17 protein-coding genes are annotated in these 18672 nt (G+C 72.0%); 8 read left to right on the top strand and 9 right to left on the bottom strand.

Annotated features, from left to right (window positions below; genetic code table 11):
- Positions 1–135: 135 nt before the first annotated feature.
- The 7 genes from N4G70_RS01675 to N4G70_RS01705 form a co-directional block, all read right to left on the bottom strand.
- Entirely contained in the window at positions 136–1110 is a 975-nt protein-coding gene (locus tag N4G70_RS01675) for an N-acetylglucosamine kinase (protein ID WP_261710545.1), read from the bottom strand.
- A complete protein-coding gene (locus N4G70_RS01680; RefSeq protein ID WP_261710546.1) occupies positions 1107–2378 on the bottom strand; it encodes a 6-phospho-beta-glucosidase in 1272 nt (423 codons plus the stop codon). Before N4G70_RS01680 ends, N4G70_RS01675 begins: the two co-directional genes overlap by 4 nt.
- 5 nt (positions 2379–2383) lie before the next feature.
- A complete protein-coding gene (locus tag N4G70_RS01685; RefSeq protein ID WP_261710547.1) occupies positions 2384–3271 on the bottom strand; it encodes a carbohydrate ABC transporter permease in 888 nt (295 codons plus the stop codon).
- 1 nt (position 3272) lies between these two features.
- Positions 3273–4217 carry a carbohydrate ABC transporter permease gene (locus N4G70_RS01690; RefSeq protein WP_261710548.1) on the bottom strand — a complete coding sequence of 315 codons (945 nt, stop codon included), beginning with the start codon at positions 4215–4217 and terminating at the stop codon, positions 3273–3275.
- A gap of 7 nt (positions 4218–4224) precedes the next feature.
- Entirely contained in the window at positions 4225–5562 is a 1338-nt protein-coding gene (locus tag N4G70_RS01695) for an ABC transporter substrate-binding protein (protein WP_261710549.1), read from the bottom strand.
- A gap of 63 nt (positions 5563–5625) precedes the next feature.
- The gene (locus N4G70_RS01700) at positions 5626–6828 is read right to left on the bottom strand and encodes an ROK family transcriptional regulator (RefSeq protein ID WP_261710550.1); all 1203 of its coding nucleotides are present in this window, start codon (positions 6826–6828) and stop codon (positions 5626–5628) included.
- A gap of 234 nt (positions 6829–7062) precedes the next feature.
- The gene (locus N4G70_RS01705; RefSeq protein WP_261710551.1) at positions 7063–8145 is read right to left on the bottom strand and encodes a mechanosensitive ion channel family protein; all 1083 of its coding nucleotides are present in this window, start codon (positions 8143–8145) and stop codon (positions 7063–7065) included.
- Between the two features lie 251 nt (positions 8146–8396).
- On the opposite strand from N4G70_RS01705, the gene N4G70_RS01710 reads away from it, so the two are divergent.
- The 4 genes from N4G70_RS01710 (at position 8397) to N4G70_RS01725 (ending at position 11622) form a co-directional block, all read left to right on the top strand.
- Positions 8397–8933 carry an HNH endonuclease gene (locus N4G70_RS01710; RefSeq protein WP_120723363.1) on the top strand — a complete coding sequence of 179 codons (537 nt, stop codon included), beginning with the start codon at positions 8397–8399 and terminating at the stop codon, positions 8931–8933.
- A 213-nt stretch (positions 8934–9146) separates the two neighbouring features.
- Positions 9147–9290, top strand: coding sequence for a hypothetical protein (locus N4G70_RS01715; RefSeq protein WP_162952284.1), 144 nt, complete (start codon positions 9147–9149; stop codon positions 9288–9290).
- Positions 9291–9294: 4 nt separating this feature from the next.
- Positions 9295–11304, top strand: coding sequence for a 4-alpha-glucanotransferase (gene malQ, locus N4G70_RS01720; protein ID WP_261710552.1), 2010 nt, complete (start codon positions 9295–9297; stop codon positions 11302–11304).
- A 78-nt stretch (positions 11305–11382) separates the two neighbouring features.
- Positions 11383–11622 carry a hypothetical protein gene (locus N4G70_RS01725; RefSeq protein ID WP_261710553.1) on the top strand — a complete coding sequence of 80 codons (240 nt, stop codon included), beginning with the start codon at positions 11383–11385 and terminating at the stop codon, positions 11620–11622.
- A 507-nt stretch (positions 11623–12129) separates the two neighbouring features.
- Here the strand turns inward: N4G70_RS01725 and N4G70_RS01730 are convergent.
- The gene (locus N4G70_RS01730) at positions 12130–12669 is read right to left on the bottom strand and encodes a MarR family winged helix-turn-helix transcriptional regulator (protein WP_261710554.1); all 540 of its coding nucleotides are present in this window, start codon (positions 12667–12669) and stop codon (positions 12130–12132) included.
- Between the two features lie 130 nt (positions 12670–12799).
- Here N4G70_RS01730 and N4G70_RS01735 point away from each other — a divergent pair, with 130 nt between their 5' ends.
- The 4 genes from N4G70_RS01735 to N4G70_RS01750 all read left to right on the top strand — a co-directional run bounded on the left by N4G70_RS01735 (position 12800) and on the right by N4G70_RS01750 (position 17106).
- A complete protein-coding gene (locus tag N4G70_RS01735) occupies positions 12800–14083 on the top strand; it encodes an MFS transporter (RefSeq protein ID WP_261710555.1) in 1284 nt (427 codons plus the stop codon).
- A gap of 40 nt (positions 14084–14123) precedes the next feature.
- Positions 14124–15104 (top strand): EamA family transporter, encoded by a 981-nt coding sequence (locus N4G70_RS01740; protein WP_261710556.1) that lies wholly within the window; start codon positions 14124–14126, stop codon positions 15102–15104.
- A 129-nt stretch (positions 15105–15233) separates the two neighbouring features.
- On the top strand, positions 15234–16163 hold the full coding sequence (locus N4G70_RS01745; protein WP_261710557.1) for a DMT family transporter: 930 nt from the start codon (positions 15234–15236) through the stop codon (positions 16161–16163).
- 34 nt (positions 16164–16197) lie between these two features.
- Positions 16198–17106: a LysR substrate-binding domain-containing protein gene (locus N4G70_RS01750; protein ID WP_261710558.1), complete on the top strand. Its 909-nt coding sequence runs from the start codon at positions 16198–16200 to the stop codon at positions 17104–17106.
- Positions 17107–17656: 550 nt separating this feature from the next.
- Here the strand turns inward: N4G70_RS01750 and N4G70_RS01755 are convergent.
- Positions 17657–18562 carry an aldo/keto reductase gene (locus N4G70_RS01755; RefSeq protein WP_261710559.1) on the bottom strand — a complete coding sequence of 302 codons (906 nt, stop codon included), beginning with the start codon at positions 18560–18562 and terminating at the stop codon, positions 17657–17659.
- Positions 18563–18672: the final 110 nt, after the last annotated feature.

Raw genomic sequence — 18672 nt, forward strand, 5'->3', positions numbered from 1 at the left:
CGACAACCATCCAGGGTTGTCTGGATCTTGTTACCTGCCGTCGCGCGCCCCGTGCCCCTGCCCCACGTCCCCACCATGTATACGCGGTGGGGATCCATTCGGTTCCCCGCGGGCGGGGGCGGTCGCCGGGGGAGCTCAGGCGTACTGCCGGCGCAGGCGCGCGTACGCCTCGGCGGGGGCCGACAGGTGGTCGAGACCGAGCAGCGCCGCGCCGAGCACGGGGGAGGTGGTCACCACCAGCGGCTCCGCCTTGGGCGCCCGGGCCGCCAGCAACTCCCGTACGCGGTCGTCCAGTTGCGGGTGGCGGGCGGCGAGCACACTGCCACCGAGCAGCACCGGCGTCGCCACCTCCAGCAGGCCGAGCCGGCCCAGGGCGACCGTCGCCAGCGCCACGATCTCCTCGGCCTGCCGGTCGACGAGGGAGCGCGCCACCGCGTCCCCGGCCGCCGCGACCTCGAAGAGGACCGGGCTCAGCTCGTGCCGGCGCGCGAGCGGGATCTTCTCCAGATGCAGCGCCTCGATCAGCTCGTACATCGAGGTGAGCCCGAAGTGGGCGGGCAGCGCGGCGGCGAGCGCGGTCGGCTCGCCGCGGCCGTCCTCGGCGCGCGCCGCGAAGAACAGGGCCTCCTCGGCGAGCCCGCCGCCCCCGCCCCAGTCCCCGGAGATCTTCCCGATCGCCGGGAAGCGGGCGGTGCGCCCGTCCGGGGTCATGCCGACGCAGTTGATGCCCGCGCCGCACACCACCGCGACACCGCTCGGCCGGGCGCCGCTGGGCAGCCCGGCGCGCAGGATCGCGAAGGTGTCGTTGTGGACCCGCACCGAGTCCCCCCAGCCGCGCGTCTGGAGGGCGGCGGCCAGCTCCCGCTCCTCGACGGGCAGATCGGCGTTGGCCAGACAGGCCGAGACATGCTCGACCCGCAGCGGCTCGGTGCTGCGGGAGGCGAGGTAGGCCTCCTCCACCGTGGTGGCCAGCATGTGCATGGCCACCTCGACGCCCACCGCCGGCGGCCGGAAGCCGCCGCCCCGCGCGGTGCCGAGCACCGTGCCGTCCGCACCGATCAGTGCCACATCGGTCTTGCTGTTGCCGGCGTCGATCGCCAGCACACTCATGCCCACGCGAGGTGCTCCCGGTTGTGCGCGATCAGCCGGTCGGTGAGCCCGTCGGCGTAGTCGTACTGCCCGACCAGCGGGTGCGCGAGCAGCGCCCGGAACACCCGGTCGCGCCCGCCGCGCAGGGCGGCTTCGAGGGCGAGGTCCTCATAGGCGGTGACGTGCGCGATCAGCCCGGCGTACAGCGGGTCCAGCGCGGGCACCGCGAGCGGGACCGCTCCCGTGGCGTCGACGCGGGCCGGGACCTCGATGACGGCGTCGTCCGCGAGGAAGGGCAGCGTTCCGTTGTTGTAGGTGTTCACGACCTGGACGGGACTGCCGGAGCCCGCCCCGCCGAGCAGGGCGGCCGCGAGGTCGACGGCCGCCTCCGAGTAGAAGGCGCCGCCGCGTTTGGCGAGCAGCGCGGGCTTCTCGTCCAGCGCCGGGTCGCCGTACATGGTGAGCAACTCCCGCTCCATGGCGGCCACTTCGGCGGCCCGCGACGGCTTGGTGCCGAGTTCGCGCACCACCTCGTCGTGGGCGTAGTAGTAGCGCAGGTAGTACGAGGGGACCACGCCGAGCCGGTCGAGCACCTGGCGGGGCAGGCGCAGTTCGTCGGCGATGGTGTCGCCGTGCTCGGCGAGCAGCTTCGGCAGGACGTTGTCGCCCGCCGGGCCGCCCAGGCGCACCCCGAGCTCCCAGGTGAGGTGGTTGAGGCCGACGTGGTCCAGGTGGACCTCGGCGGGCGTCACCTGGAGCAGCGCGGCGAACTTGCGCTGGAGGCCGATGGCCACGTTGCACAGACCGACCGCCTTGTGCCCGGCCTGGAGCAGGGCCCGGGTCACGATGCCCACCGGGTTGGTGAAGTCGATGATCCAGGCGTCGGGGTTGGTCCGGCGCACCCGCTCGGCGATGTCGAGGACGACCGGCACGGTGCGCAGCGCCTTGGCGAGGCCGCCCGCGCCGGTGGTCTCCTGGCCCACGCAGCCGCACTCCAGCGGCCACGTCTCGTCCTGCTGCCGGGCGGCCTGGCCGCCGACGCGCAGCTGGAGCAGCACGGCGTCCGCGCCCTCGACGCCCGCGTCCAGGTCGGAGGTGGTGACGATCTTCCCCGGGTGGCCCTGCTTGGCGAAGATCCGCCGGGCGAGCCCGCCGACCAGTTCGAGGCGGTCGGCGGCCGGGTCGACCAGGACGAGCTCACTGATGGGCAGCGTGTCCCGCAACCGGGCGAAGCCGTCGATGAGTTCGGGGGTGTAGGTGGACCCGCCCCCCACTACTGCGAGCTTCAATGCGATCAGCCCTTCACTCCGGTCAGCGTGACGCCCTCGACGAAAGCCTTCTGTGCGAAGAAGAAGACGAGGATCACGGGGGCCATGACCAGTACGGTCGCGGCCATGGTCAGGTTCCAGTCGGTATGGTGCGCGCCCTTGAAGGACTCCAGGCCGTAGCTCAGGGTCCAGGACGCCGGCGTGTCGGACGCGTAGATCTGCGGCCCGAAGTAGTCGTTCCAGGCGTAGAAGAACTGGAACAGCGCGACGGCGGCGATGCCGGGGCGCGCCATCGGCAGTACCACCTTGACCAGCGTCCGCAGCTCCCCGCACCCGTCGACCTTGGCGGCGTCCAGGTACTCGTTGGGGATGGTCATCAGGAACTGGCGCAGCAGGAAGATGGTGAACGCGTCGCCGAACGCCAGCGGGATGATCAGCGGCCACAGCGTGCCGGACAGGTCCAGCTGCTTGGCCCAGAACAGATACATCGGAATGATGATCACCTGCGGCGGCAGCATCATCATCGAGATGACCAGCATCAGCGACAGATTGCGGCCCCGGAAGCGGAACTTGGCGAGCGCGTACGCCACCGGCACCGAGGACACCACGCTGAGCACGGTGCCGAGCCCGGCGTAGAGCAGGGAGTTCTTCCACCAGCTCAAAAAGCCCGGGGTGTCGAAGACCCTGCGGTAGTTGGACCAGGCCCAGTCGTGCGGGATCAGGTCCCGGGTCAGCGTCTGCCGGTCGTCCATCAGGGAGGTGAGCAGCAGGAAGACGAAGGGCAGCACGAAGAACAGCGCGGCCGCGACGCCGAGCGAGTGCACCGCGATCCACTGGAGCAGTGCCTTGCGCCGGGCCACCTTGGCCGCCGGCGTGTCCGCCTGGGCCCTGGGTGTCTCCATCACATACGTCATGTCACTCACCTGCCTGGATCAGTCCGCCGCGGCGCTTCATGAGCAGCGCCGTGAAGGCCATGGAGAGGGCGAACAGGACCAGCGCGACCACACAGGCGGAGCCGTAGTCGAAGCGCTGGAAGCCCAGGTTGTAGACGAGCTGGGGCAGGGTCAGCGTCGACTTGTCGGGGTAGCCGGGCTCGAACGGCTGGCCCGAGTTGGCCAGCACCCCGGAGGCGACCTTGCCCGCCACCAGGGGCTGGGTGTAGCTCTGCATCGCCTGGATGACGCCGGTGACCACGGCGAACATCACGATCGGCGAGATGTTCGGCAGGGTGACGAAGCGGAACTTCTGCCAGGCGGACGCCCCGTCCAGCTCGGCGGCCTCGTACTGCTCCTTGGGTACGTCCAGGAGCGCGGCCATGAAGATCACCATGAGGTCGCCGACGCCCCACACCGCGAGCAGGGTGAGCGCGGGCTTGGACCAGGAGGGGTCGGTGAACCAGTCCGGGGCCGGGATGCCCACGTCGCCCAGGAGCGAATTGACCGGCCCGGTACCGGGGTTGAGCAGGAAGACGAAGCCGAGCGTGGCCGCGACCGGCGGGGCGAGGTAGGGCAGGTAGAACAGGGTGCGGAAGACGCCGACACCCGTTTTGATCTTGGTGATGAGCAGGCCCACGCCGAGCCCGAACACCACCCGGCAGGCGACCATCACGATCACCAGCCACAGGGTGTTGCGCAGCGCGGGCCAGAACAGCGGGTAGTCCTTGAAGACATAGCCCCAGTTCTGGAGGCCGTCGAAGGTGGCCGCGCCGAAGCCGTCGTAGTGGGTGAAGGAGAAGTAGACCGTGGAGATCAGCGGGTAGGCGAAGAAGACACAGAACCCGATCAGCCAGGGCGACAGGAACGCCAGTGTGCGCAGGGCCGAGCGGCGGTGCTTGGCGCGCAGTGTGTGCGTCGTGCTCATGGCAGTCCTACTTCGCCTGCGCGATCGCGGCGTCGATCTCCTGGGCGGTCTTGGCGAGCCCCGCCTTGATGTCGCTCTGCTTGCCGCTCTCCACTTCGTAGCCGAGGTTCTGGAGCGAGGTGATGTACTGCCCGCCGTTGACGGAGGCCGGTGTGGTGGTGGAGTTCGGGTTCTGCGCGATGTCCAGGAACGTCTTGAAGCGCGGGTCGAGCTGGAGCTTCGGCGACTTGAGGGCGTCCAGGGTGGAGGGCACGTTGTGGATGGCGTTGGCGAAGTCGACCACCGCGTCCGTGTTGGTGGTCATGAACTTGACCAGTTCCCAGGCCGCGTTCTGCTTCTTGGAGGTCGCGGCGATTCCCGCGATGGTGCCGGTCAGATAGCCCTTGCCGTGGGTGGCCCGCATGTCGTCCGGCACGGGCAGCGGGGCCACCCCGATCTCGAACTTCGGCTTGCTGTCCATCGCCATGCCCAGCCGCCACTCGCCGTCCATCGCCATGGCGACGCGGCCGGTGTTGAACGGGTTCTGGTCGCCGAACTCCGCGCCGAAGGTGGAGCGGTACTTCTCCAGCTTGGTGAAGCCGCCGAGGTCGTCGACGAGCTGCTTCTGGAAGGCGAGACCCTTCTCGAAAGCGGGGTCCTTGGCGATGTTCGACTTGCCGTCGGTGTCGAAGTACGTCGGCGACCACTGCGCCAGGTAGTGCTCGGTCGTCGTCTCGTAGCCGTGGTAGTCGGGCATGAAGCCGAGCTGCTCGTAGGAGTCGCCCTTGGCCTTGGTCAGCGCCTTGGCGTCCGCCGCGAACTGCGACCAGGTGGTGGGCGGCTCGGTGATCCCGGCCGCCTTGAAGGCGTCCTTGTTGTAGTAGAGCGCGTAGGAGTCGCCGAGGAGCGGCAGCGCGCAGCGCTTGCCCTGGAACTGGGTGTACTCGTTCATCGTCTTCGGGAACGTCTTCGCCGGGTCGATGCCGTCCTTCGCCAGGAAGGGGGCGAGGTCGACGAAGGCGTTGGACGAGCAGAACTTGCCGACGTTGTTCGTGGTGAACGACGACACCACGTCCGGGGCCGTGGAACCACCCGCGCGCAGCGCCTGGTTGATCTTGTCGTCGTTGATGTCGCCGACGACCTTGACGTGGATGTTGGGGTGCGCCTTCTGGAAGGCGTCCACATTGGCCTGGATGGCCTTGACCTCGTTGGGGGCGTTCCACCCGTGCCAGAAGGTGATCGTCGTCTCCTTGGACGCGTCGTCCTTCGTGCTGGTGTTGCTCTGGCCCGTGCAGGCGGAGGCGAACAGGGCTATCGAGGCGGTCGCGGCCAGTGCGACGGCCGACTTCCGGCGGAATGCGGGCATGGCGGTGTCTCCCGGGGAGGGGGCGGAGGGGATGGTGGGGCGGGGCGGTTCAGCGGGTGGTGTTCAGCGGGTGGTGTCGAAGACCTCGTCGCGGGTGGTGGCGAGGGCGGCCTCCAACGCCCCCCGCAGCACGGGGAGTCGGGTCACCTCGCCGATGACGAGCCGGGGGCGGGAGGCGGCCAGCTCGCCCAGCTCGCTCTGGACCAGCGCGCGCAGCGGCTCGCCCCCGGCGGAGATCAGCCCGCCACAGAGCACGACGAGCTCCGGGTCGAGCACGGCGACCAGCGAGGCGAGACCGGTCGCGAGTCCGGTGGCGAAGGCCTGGAGGAGTGCGTGTTCGGGGCCCTGGCCGGCCTCGGCGCCGCGCGTGATGAGGGCGGCGGCGACCTCGTTGGTGGCGCCGGTGGGGATGTCGTCGACGCCGAGTTCGCGGGCCAGACGCGGCAGCGCCTGGCCGCCGGCCAGCTCCTGGAAGCCGCCCGAGTTCGCCTTGGTGACATGGCGTACCAGGGGAGCGCCCGGCACCGGCAGGAAGCCGACCTCGCCCGCGCCCCCGGTGAAGCCGCGGTGCAGCCGGCCGCCGAGGACGAGGGCGGCGCCGAGCCCGCCCTCGTTCCACAGCAGCACGAAGTCCTCGTGCCCGCGGGCCGCGCCCAGACGCTGCTCGGCGATGGCGGCGAGGTTGACGTCGTTCTCGTACTCGACCGGCATCGGCAGCGCCGCGGCCAGTTCGTCGAGCAGGGTGGGGGAGTGCCAGCCCGGCAGGTGGGAGGCGTAGCGCAGCCGGCCGGTGCCGGGGTCGAAGGCGCCCGGGGTGCCGATGACGGCTCGGTGGATGCCGGCCCGCGCGAGGCCGGCCGCCTTCACCGCCCCGTCCAGCGCCTCGGTGACCTGGCGCACCACGGACTCGGTGCGGCGCCCGGGGGTGGCCACCTCGAACTCCCCGACCACGTTGCCCGTCACATCGGCGACGGCGGCGCGGATCCGCTGAGGCGTCACATCGAGACCCGCCACATGCGCCGCGCTCGCGTTGACCGCGTACAACTGGGCGTTGGGGCCCGGGCGGCCCTCGGTCGTGCCGGTGGCGACGACCAGGCCGGCGGCCTCCAGACGGGCGAGCAGCTGGGAGGCGGTCGGCTTGGAGAGCCCGGTGAGCTTGCCGATGCGGGTGCGTGAGAGCGGGCCGTGCTCCAGAAGCAGATCGAGCGCGGCACGGTCGTTCATGGCGCGGAGTACGCGCGGAGTTCCCGGGGTAGTACCGGCCACGACGGATCCACCTCCCCCTTCGCCACTTTCCCACATCACTGTTAGGAAAGTTTCCTATTCGTTGAGAGGAACGTAGGGCGCGCGTCATCGGCGCGTCAATGGGGGAGGGGGGCGGCTATCAAAGCGTTATCCGGATGCCGGGTTCGGTCCACCCCGAATGGCACGGGGAGTGCAGTGGCGCCCCTGCCGGAGAGTTCCGGGAGGGGCGCCCTTTGTGTGGCGCGGCGGCTACGGCTACTTCGACAGGTTCGAACTCGCGCTGTTCGGGGCCGGGTTCGGGATCGGCGTCGTGGCCAGGGACTGCGGGGAGGTGGGGTTGGCCAGCGCCGAGGGGGCGGCGACGGCGGAGGACGGGTCCGTCATCGGGGGCTCCTCCGCCAGCGGGGGGCCGCCGACGATGCGGATGCCCGCCGCGTCCAGGGCGCGCTTGATCCGCCAGCGCAGCTCCCGCTCCACGCTGAGCGCCTTGCCCGGCATGGTCTTCGCCGAGACCCGGACCACCATCGAGTCGAGCAGCACCTCGTCGAGGCCGAGGATCTCCACCGGCCCCCACAGGCGCTCGTTCCACGGCTCGTCCTTCGCCAGGGACTCCGTGGCCTCGTTGATCACCGTACGCAGCCGCTCCAGGTCCTCGCTCGCGCGGACCCGGACGTCGACTCCCGCCGTCGCCCAGCCCTGCGACAGGTTCCCGATGCGCTTGATCTCGCCGTTGCGGACGTACCAGATCTCGCCGTCCGCGCCGCGCAGCTTCGTCACCCGCAGGCCGACCTCGATCACCTCGCCGGAGGCCACCCCCGCGTCGATCGAGTCGCCCACGCCGTACTGGTCCTCAAGGATCATGAACACGCCGGACAGGAAGTCCGTGACCAGGTTGCGGGCGCCGAAACCGATCGCCACACCCGCCACACCCGCCGAGGCGAGCAGCGGCGCGAGGTCGATGTTGAGGACGCCGAGCACCATCAGGGCGGCCGTGCCCATGATGAGGAAGGACGCCACCGAACGCAGCACCGAGCCGATGGCCTCCGAGCGCTGGCGGCGCCGCTCCGCGTTCACCAGGAGCCCGCCGAGCGCGGTGCCCTCGACGGCCTGGGCGCTGCGGTTCATGCGGTCGATCAGCTTCGTCAGGGCCCGGCGGACCAGGACCCGCAGGACCGAGGCGATGACGATGATCAGAAGGATGCGGAATCCGACGTACAGCCACGTCGACCAGTTCTGCTCCACCCAGCCCGCCGCCTCGGTGGCCGACTTCTGGGCGTCCTGAAGGGTCGCGGGTGTGGGCGGCGGCGATCCGTCGGCCAGGACGGCGGACCAGTTCACGGCAGGAACCTCCAGCGTTGCGGTGCCGGCGAAGGCGAGGGCAGACCCTCCACACTAACGGGGCAAGCCGGGTGCTCCGTTGACGTGTTCGAGGGAGAGCGGCGCCACGCCGGGGAAAGAAGGCGGTGTGGTCGAAAACACTCCGAGCCCGTTACCCGGACGTGGTGGCGCTTCGACCAGCCATGAGGAGAGACTGGAGAGCAGATCGTCCCGGCGCGAGCCACGCGCCGCCGGCGTAATAGGAGGCACCCGTGCCGCACGTCCTGGTCCTCAACGCGTCGTACGAGCCCCTCGGCGTCGTACCGCTCCGCCGCGCGCTCGTCCTCGTCCTCGAAAACAAGGCCGTGAGCCTGGAGGAGTCCGGCGCCTTCCTGCACAGCGCGACCCGTGCCGTCGCCGCGCCCAGCGTTGTGCGGCTCAAAAGATTCGTGCGGGTCCCCTACCGGGGGCCCGTTCCACTGACCCGCCGCGCCCTGTTCGCCCGGGACGGCGGCCGCTGCATGTACTGCGGTGGCGTCGCAACCAGCGTCGACCACGTCATCCCGCGCAGCCGAGGCGGCCAGCACGCCTGGGAGAACGTGGTCGCCGCCTGCCGGCGCTGCAACCACGTCAAGGCCGACCGCCACCTCATGGAACTGGGCTGGCGCCTGCGCCACCAGCCCGCCCCGCCCACCGGCCTGGCCTGGCGGATCATCGGCACCGGGCACCGAGATCCACGCTGGCTGCCCTACCTCCAGCCCTTCGGCGCGGACGACGCCCTGGCCCGGATCGACGGCATCTCCGCCTGACGCGATCCGGGCCTCGTCGTCCCCGGGCGCGGGGACGCGGTGGGTGACGGGCCCGTCACCCATCCGCCGAAGGCGTCGGTGCGAGGGGCCGATGTGTCTGGTATGCCTGGTGCGATGGACTGGGTACGAGCTTGTGTGCGGCGTTACGTCTGGCGGGCTGTTCGCTGGGTAGGGCATCCCTGTTCCTGCCCCCCATCGAACCTGGAGGCCCCCGTGGTCGCCACCGCACCCGAGCAACCGCTGACCAGCGAGCCCCCGATGGCCGACGCCGAGCCCCTCATCAGTGAACCCCCCATGGGCGAGACCGCCCCGCTGACCAGCGAGCCGACCCCGGTGGCCGCTGCCGCGGGGTTCTGAGGCCATGACCCTGGCCCGGCTCGCCGCCCGGCACGGCGTGGCCACGTCGTACTCCCCGTCGCCGGGCCTCACCGTGAACGTGCCCGACGCCACGGTCGTCGCCGTCCTCGCCGCGCTCGGCGTCGACGCCTCGACCCCCGCCGCGCTGCAACGGGCCCTGGCCGACGCCGAGGCCGCCGAGGCGAACCGGCTGCTGCCCCCGACGCTGGTGCGCCGGGGCGACGGACCGGTGCCGGGGCTCGGCGACGAGCTGACGGTCATCGGGACACCGGTCGATCAACTCCCGCTCGGCGTGCACCAGTTGGACGTACGCCACCGGGACGGCCGCACGGCGACCGCGACGCTGATCGTCGCGCCCCCGGCCGTGCCGCAGCCCCCGGGCCGCACCCACGGCTTCCTCGTCCAGCTCTACTCCCTGCTGTCCACCCGCTCCTGGGGCATGGGCGACCTCGGCGACCTCGCGGAACTCGCCGCGTGGTCCGGCCGTACGCTCGGCTCCGGGTTCGTGCAGGTCAACCCGCTGCACGCGGCCGTACCCGGAGCGCCGACCGACCCGTCGCCCTACCGGCCCTCCTCGCGCCGGTTCCCGGACCCCGTCCATCTGCGCGTCGAGAACATCCCCGAGTACGCCCATGTCACCGAGCGCGCCGCACTCGACGAGCTGACCGAACGCGCCGCCGCGCTGCGCCAACGCGTGCTGTCCAAGGGCGAGTTGATCGACCGCGACGCGGTGTGGGAGGTCAAGCGCGAGGCCCTCGACCTGATCCACCGGGTGCCGCTCGCGCCGGGCCGCCGGGCCGCGTACTGCGACTTCCTCGCCGAGCAGGGCCAGGCCCTGGAGGACCACGCCACCTGGTGCGCGCTCGTCGAGCGGTACGGGCCGCACTGGCGGCGCTGGCCCGAGGGGCTGCGCGACCCCCGGTCCGCCGCGACCGCCCGCGCCCGGCGCGAACTCATCGACCGCGTCACCTTCCACTCCTGGCTCGCCTGGCTGACCGACACCCAGCTCGCCGAGGCCCAGCGCGCGGCCCGCGAGGCCGGCATGCCGGTCGGCGTCGTCCACGACCTCGCGGTCGGAGTCCACCCCGAGGGCGCCGACGCCTGGGCACAGCAGGACGCCTTCGCGCCCGGCATGTCCGTCGGCGCGCCCCCCGACGCCTTCAACCCGCACGGCCAGGACTGGGGCCTGCCGCCCTGGCGCCCCGACGTGCTCGCGGCCCGCGGTTACGCCCCCTACCGGGGACTGCTCCAAGGCCTGCTGCGCCACGCGGGTGCCCTGCGCATCGACCACGTGATGGGCCTGTTCCGGCTGTGGTGGGTGCCCGAGGGGCATCCGCCCACCGACGGCACGTACGTCCACTACGACGCCGAGGCGATGCTCGCCGTCCTCGCCCTGGAGGCGCACCGGGCGGGCGCCGTCGTCATAGGGGAGGACCTCGGCACGGTCGAACCCGGCGTACGCGAGGCCCTCGCCGAGCGGGGGGTGCTCGGCACCTCGGTCCTCTGGTTCGAACGCGACTGGGCCGGCGGCGGGCGCCCGCTGGACCCCGCGTCCTGGCGGTCCGGCTGTGTGGCCACCGCCACCACCCACGACCTGCCCTCCACCGCGGCCCGCCTCACCGGCGAACACGTCCAGCTCCGCCACCGCCTCGGCCTGCTCGCCGGCCCGCTCGTCCAGGAGCAGGGCGCGGCCCGCGCGGAGGTGGCCGAATGGCTGGTCCACCTCGAACGCCTCGGCCTGCTCCCGGACGGCCCCGGCGACGAGGAGGCCGAGATCCAGGCCGTCTACCGCTTCCTGCTGCGCACCCCGGCGCGGATGGTCGGGGTGTGGCTGCCCGACGCGGTGGGCGACCGCAGGCCGCAGAACCTGCCGGGCACCTGGGACCAGTACCCCAACTGGCGTCTGCCGGTGGCCGGCCCCGACGCGCAGCCGCTCACCCTGGAGGCGATCGTGGCCTCGCCCCGGCTGCACGCCCTGATGCGGGTGTTCCGGGGGGGTGGGGGGGAGTTCTGAGGGGTGCGCCGGTGGGGGTGCGGCCCGTACGGCACCCCCGGGCGCGCGGGCCGCGCGGGCGTTCGCTACGTTTGCACCGTGGACAAGAAGAACGCCCTGCGCGCCGGCGCCGTAGCAGCCGGTACGACGCTGATGATGCTGCTCATGTCGTCCCCGGCGCTTGCGCTCACGCGCGATGACGGTGACGATCCGGGGGCCGGTCTGAGCGTGATCGACACGATCGGTCTGTTCGTGGTCGCGCCGATCGCCCTGTTCGCGATCATTGCCGGTCTGGTCATGGTCCTGGACAAGTCCCGGAAGCCCGCGACGAAGGCGTAGCCGCCCCCGCCCCTCACCCGTTCCGCCCCCGCGAGGGGGTGGCCCGGGCGCGCCCCGTTACCCTGGGGCTCCGCCCCAGACCCCGGGGTGTTTTCCCACCCACCCGCCCGTGCGGCGGGGTTGCCGGTTCCGGGCCCCCTGGGGCTCCGCCCCAGACCCCGTTCGCGCCTTAAGGGCGCTCGTCCTCAATCGCCGGACGGGCTGAAATGCCCGGTGCGGGCCAGCATCAGTACCGCTAAGGGGCGCGGGGAACTGCGCGACCAGCCACGCACGGCCCGCAGACCGAAGGGCTTTCAGGGGCGCGGGGAACTGCGCGAGGAGCGACCACGGTCCGCAGGATCGAGCAGGTTAGGGGCGCGGGGAACTGCGCGAGACGCGGGCTCGGTCCGCGGTCGGCCGGGGTTTTGGGGGTGCGGGGAACTGCGCATAGGGATTTGGGCCGCAGGGGCGAGGGAGTTCAGGGGCGCGGGGAACTGCGCAAAAGGGGGCACAGCCCGCGGGGGTGAATCAGTGCGCCGCCAGCAACTTCCTCAGCAGGGTGGACAGTTGGGCAGACTCCGGCTCCGTCAGCGCCGCACCCAGCACCTCCGCCTGCACCGCCAGCCCCGCCGTCGCGGACTCGTCCACCAGCCGCAACCCCCGCTCCGTCAGCGTCACCCGAAGCCCCCGACGGTCCGTCGGATCGGGGCTGCGGGCCAGCAGGCCCGCCCGCTCCAGCTTGTCGAGGCGCCCCGTCATGCCACCCGTCGTGAGCATCAGGGTCGCCGAGAGCTGCCGGGGTGACAGCGTGTACGGCTCGCCCGAGCGCCGCAGCGTCGCGATGACGTCGAACTCGCCGCGCCCGATGCCGAACCGCGCGTACTCCTTCTCCATCCGGTCGCCCATGGCGCGGGCGATGCGGTAGATCCGTCCGTACACCGCCATCGGCACCGTGTCGAGGTCCGGGCGGACCGCGGCCCACTGGGCGGTGATCGCGTCCACGGCGTCCGAGGAGACGTCGGCCGACCGGGGCGTCGGGGGCACGGGAGTGCTCTTCGGCGGATTCATGGGTTCCAGTATCCGAGCGTGGTCGGTCGGGCGCAAGAAAGTTGCTTGACGGAAAGTAGCTTAGGGGTAAGCTACTTTCCGTCAAGCGAAAGGCTCGCCCGCGCACCACCGCCTCGCCCCCGGAGTCCCCATGCGTACGTTCCGCAACCGCACCCGCACCCCGCGCATACCCGGAGAACGCCGCATGCTCGTCGCCATGGCGGTCGACGCGACCGGTTCGGGGATGTACGTACCGTTCAGCCTGGTCTTCTTCCACCACGTCACCGGGCTCTCGTTCGCCACCGTGGGCCTGGTCCTCACCGTCGTCGGGCTCCTCGGGCTGGGCGCGCTGCCGGTCGCGGGGGCCGCAGTCGACCGGTACGGAGCCCAGCGCGTGCAGCTCCTGCTGTACGGGGTGCGCGGCGCGGGCTTCCTCCTCTACCCCTTCGCCCACTCCCTGCCCGTCTTCACCGTCGTCGCGCTCGCCACCGCCTTCGGTGACCGGGCCTTCCCCGCCGTGCAGCAGTCCCTCATCGGCGAGGTCGCCCAGGGCGCCGACGGGGACCGGCTCCAGGCCTCCTCGCGCGCCCTGCGCAACGGCGGCCTCGGTGCGGGCTCGCTGCTCGCCTCCCTCATCGTCGGGTTCGGCGGGAACGCCGGGTTCACCGCGGCGGCCTGGCTCAACGCGGCCAGCTTCGCGCTCGCCGCCCTCCTGATGCGGGGCGTGAAGGCCGAGCGGCGGGCGCCCGTCGCCGACGAGGTCCTCCCGTCCGCGGGCTACCGCCAGGTCTTCGCCGACCGGCCCTTCCTCGGGCTCACCGCCGCCAACTTCCTCAACTCCCTTGGGTACGCGGCCCTTTCGGTGCTCTTCCCGCTGTACATCACCACCTGGCTGCGCGGACCCCAGGCCCTCACCGGCACCGCGTTCACGCTCAACACCGTGATGTGCGCGGCCGGCGGGGTCGTGGTCGCCGCCCGCGTCCGCTCCCGCGGCGCCCGCCGCACCCGCTCCACGGCGCTCGGCTCGCTCCTCTTCGCCGCCGCGTTCGCCGCGCAGATCGTGCTCGGTACGTTCCGGCCCGGCTCGGGACTCGTGCTCGCCGGGGCGCTGCTGCTCATCGTCGCTCTCTATACCCTGGGCGAACTCGTCCACAGCCCGTCGGCGGGGGCGCTGTCCGTCGCCGCCGCACCCGAGGCGCTGCGCGGGCGCTACCTCGCCGCGTACCAGCTCTCCTGGTCGCTGTCCGCGGCCCTCGCCCCCTCGCTCTTCACCGCTTTGATGGCGGTCGACGGGCGGCTGCCGTGGGCGCTGCTGGTCGTCACCTCGGTGGTGGCGGCGGCGATCGTGGTGCGTCTCGAGCGGGTGCTGCCGGGCGGTGCGGTGCGGGTCGTTCCCGCCGGGAGGGGGGTGCGGGTCGCTGTCGCCGCCGGCTGAATCCCCCTCGCCACACCCCTCCCGGACAGGAACCCACGCCATGAACAACAACCGCCTCGTCACCGTCGCCCTCACCGCCCTCGCGCCCATGTCCTGGGGCTCCACCTACTTCGTCACCACCCAATTCCTCCCCGCCGACCGGCCGTTGTTCACCGGCATGATGCGGGCGCTGCCCGCGGGGCTCGCACTGCTCGCGCTCACCGGACGGCTCCCGCGCGGGGACTGGTGGTGGAAGGCCGTGGTGCTGGGCGCGCTCAACATCGGGGCGTTCTTCCCGCTCCTGTTCCTCTCCGCCTACCGGCTGCCCGGTGGCATGGCCGCGGTGATCGGGTCGGTGGGACCGCTGTGGGTGGCGGGGCTCGCCGCGCTGTTCCTGGGGGAGAAGCCGACCCTGCGGACCCTGCTCACCGGCATCGCCGCCGCGCTCGGCGTCAGCCTCGTGGTCCTCAAGGCGGCCGGCGCGTTCGACACGATCGGCGTCGTCGCCGCGCTCGGCTCCTCGGCCTCGATGTCCGCCGGAACCGTGTTCACCAAGCGCTGGGGGCGCCCCGAGGGGACCGGTCCGCTGGTCATGACCGGCTGGCAGCTCACCGCGGGCGGGCTCCTCATCGCGCCGATCGCCTTCTTCGTGGAGGGTGCGCCGCCCGCGCTCGACGGACGCAACATCGCCGGGTACGTATACCTCGCCCTGGTGAACACGGCCGTCGCGTACTGGCTCTGGTTCCGCGGCATCGGCCGGATGACCGCGACCTCGGTCACCTTCCTCGGCCCGCTCTCGCCGCTCACGGCCGCGGTGATCGGCTGGGCGGCGCTCGGCCAGGCCCTCGCTCCCGTACAGCTCCTCGGAATGGCGATCGCCTTCGGCGCCACGCTCGCCGGGCAGGCCGCGCCGAAGCCCCTGAAGGCCGCGTCCCCCTCGGACTCCTCCTCGCCTGCCCCGGCGGTGGCGCCGGCGGCCCCGGAGGCGCCGGAGATTCCGGACGGCCCGCAGGAGCCCGCCGGGCTCGCCAAGCTCCCGTAAGCCCGGACTGTCCCACGACTGTTCAGTTGTGCTGAAGATAAAAACCGTAAACATTCGATGGACGTGATGATTCGGTCGGTGCGACGGTAGGGGCACACCCCCCTCCCGTCGCACCGAAACGGAGTCATCGTGACCGTCCTGGACCGAGTCCGAGTCCGCAGCACACCGCGCGCCACCGCGGCCGACAGGGCGGGCGGGGCATCCGGGCTCGGGCTCGTCTTCGCCGCCGTCGCGACGGTCGTCTGGTCCGGGAGCTTCGTCGCCTCCCGGGCCCTGCACGACTCGGTGCCGCCCGTCCAGGCCGCCTTCTGGCGCTGGCTGATCGCCATCGCCGCCGTCGCCCCCTTCGCGCTGCGCGAGGTATGGCGTCAACGGGCCCTGATCTGGAGCCACTTGGGCTATCTGGCGCTCGCCTCGCTGCTCGGCATCGCCGTGTACAACACACTCGTCAACCAGGCCGGAACCTCCACCTCGGCGGGCAACATGGGCATGATCATGGCCGCCTCGCCGGTCCTGATGGCCGTCCACGAGCGTCTCACCGGAGGCCGGCTCGGCGCCCGGCGCACCGTCGGCCTGCTCGTCGCCGTGACGGGCGTACTGCTCCTGGTCGGCAAGGGATCGCTCGGTCTCGACCTCGCGCCCGGCGACCTGTGGATGGTCGCGGCGGCCCTCAGCTTCGCCTCGTACAGCGTGCTGCTGCGGCGCCGGCCGGCCGAACTCGGACCGCTCGCCTTCCTGTTCACCACCTTTGTGCTTGGCGCGCTCATGCTGGCTCCGGCGTACGGTGTCAGCCTGGCGGCCCAGGGCGGCTTCGCGGCGACGCCCGGCACCGTCGGCCCGCTCCTCTACGTGGGGGTGCTCTCCTCCGCCGTCGCCTTCTTCGCCTGGAACAAGGCAATCGCCCTGATCGGTGCCGCCCGCGCCGGAGTCGTCTACTACCTCCAGCCGGTCTGTGTGGCCCTGTTCTCCTATCCGCTGCTCGGCGAGACGACGGGCCCGGCCCAGCTCCTGTGCATGGCGCTGATCCTCGGCGGGGTCGTGCTCGGATCCCGCAGGTGAGCCACCCCGCGAAGGCGCCGGTATGTTGCGTCCCATGAGCGAGTGGGACATCAAGAAGCTGCACATCCTGCGGACCCTGCGCGAGCGGGGCACCGTGACCGCGACCGCCGAGGTGCTCCTGATGACGCCCTCGGCGGTCTCCCAGCAGCTCTCCAACCTCGCCAAGCAGCTCGGTGTGACCCTGCTCGAAGCGCACGGCCGACGCGTCCGCCTCACCGACGCCGCACACCTGGTGCTGCGCCACGCCGAGGTCGTCTTCGCCCAACTGGAGCGCGCGGACGCGGAGTTGGCGGGGTACTTGCAGGGGGAGGCGGGCGAGGTGCGGATCGGCGCGTTCTCCACCGCCGTGCCCGCCCTGGTCGTGCCGGCCGTACGGGCCCTGCGCCACAGCCATCCGGCGCTTCAGGTACGGGTGCGGGAGGCCGAGGCGGCCGAGGCGTTCGAGCTGCTCTCGGCCGGGTCCGTGGACCTCGCCCTGTCCCTCGCGGCCCACGCGCCGAGCGCCCGGGACCCCAAGTTCGCGCTCCTTCCGCTGCTCGCCGACCCCCTCGACGTGGCCCTGCCCGCCGGGCACCCGCTCGCCGCCGAGCCGGGCCTGCGCCTCGCCGACCTGGCCCACGAGCCGTGGATCTTCGGCGGCAGCGGGCCCTGGTCGGAGATCACCACGGCGGCCTGCGAGGCGGCCGGCTTCGTCCCCGAACAGGCCCACAGCGCGGCCGGCTGGACCGCGATCCTGGCCATGGTGGAGGCGGGGATGGGGGTGGCCCTGGTACCCCGGATGGCGGCGGCCGACCGCCGGGCGGGGGTGACCACACGGATACTCAGCGCGGATCAGCCCCGGCGGCATGTGGTGGCGGCGGTTCGGCGGGGCGCGGAGGAGGGGCCCGCGGTGGGGCGGGTGCTGGGTGCGCTTCGCGAGGTTGCGGCTGGGCGGCCCGGCTAGCGGTCCGGCTGGCGCGCGGCGGTGGGTGCGGGCCCGCCGAGGTGTCCTTCTGCGCAGTTCCCCGCGCCCCTGAACCCGCTTCATCCTGCGGGCGGCGGTCGCTTCTCGCGCAGTTCCTCGCGCCCCTTGAACCCGCTTCATGCTGCGGGTGGTGGTTGCTTCTCGCGCAGTTCCTCGCGCCCCTTGAACCCCCTTGAGCCTGCGGGTCGTGGTTGCTTCTCGCGGAGTTCCTCGCGTCCCTATGTGCGGGGCTTCGCCCCGGCCTTGTGGTTCGGTGCGGGGTGTTTGTGGCTGGTCGCGCAGTTCCCCGCGCCCCTGGCAGGACCGGTGCGGGCCCGCATGGGCATCTTCAGCCCGTCGTGGGGGTCCCCCCTGGCCCTTAAGGCCTTGGGGGAGTTTGAGGACGAGCGCCCTTCAGGCGCGAACGGGGTCTGGGGCGGAGCCCCAGGAGGGCCGGAACCAACCAACCCCGCCGCACGGGCGGGTGGGTGGGCGAAGGTGCTTCGGGGTCTGGGGCGGAGCCCCAGGAGTCCCGGGGGGCTTTGATCCTTCAGGGGGTTGAGGTCAGGCGGGACAGTTCGGCGGGGGTCAGGGTCAGGGCACCGGCTGCGATGTTCTCGGTGAGGTGGGACAGGTCGCCCGTGCCGGGGATGGCCAGGACGTGGGGGCCGCGCTGAAGGGTCCACGCGAGGCGGACCTGGGCCGTGCTCACGCCCCGATCGCGCGCGACGGCCAGTACCTCGTCGCTCTCCGTGCCGCTCGCCCCCCGCTCACGGCCGCCTCCCGCTATCGCGTAGAACGGCACGAACGCGATGCCCCGATCCCCGCACAGCCGCAGCATCTCCTCCTGCTCGGCGGGCGCGCCGATGCCGTACGGATTCTGTACGCAGACGACGGGCGCGATGGCGAGGGCCTCGTCGAGGTGGGCGGGGCGCACATTGGACAGGCCCAGGTGCCGGATGAGGCCGGCCTCGCGCAGCTCGGCCAGCGCGCCGAAGCGCTCGGCGATCGAATCGGTGCCGACGATCCGCAGGTTGACCACGTCCAGGTGGTCCCGGCCGAGCTGGCGCAGGTTCTCCTCGACCTGCCCGCGCAGCGCCCGGGGCGTCCTGGCGTGCTCGCCCCATTCGCCCGAGGGGAGCCGGCAGGGACCGACCTTGGTGGTGATGACGAGATCGTCCGCGTACGGGGCGAGCGCCGTGTTGATCAGTTCGTTCGCGGAGCGCAGCGGCGAGAAGTAGAACGCGGCGGTGTCGAGGTGGTTCACGCCCAGCTCAACTGCCTTGCGCAGTACGGCGATCGCCGTCGCCCGGTCGCTGGGGACGGCGTCGGCGACCAGGGCCGCGCCCCGCTGCGGCAGCCGCATCGTGCCGAAGCCGATCCGGTTGACGGTCAGATCGCCGAGCTGCCAGGTGCCCGCGGCGGCCGCGGTGATCGTCTCAGAGGTGGTGGTCATGACGGGAGTCTGGCAGCGCGGGCGCGCGATGCCGCGAGATGGCCACAAGCTGCCAGCACTGTTCAGCTGGACTGAAGAGACCGTACGGAAACTTTCGATGGACGTGAGCG

Source organism: Streptomyces sp. ASQP_92 (genome assembly GCF_025399895.1).
In the GTDB taxonomy this organism is placed as follows: Bacteria; Actinomycetota; Actinomycetes; order Streptomycetales; family Streptomycetaceae; genus Streptomyces.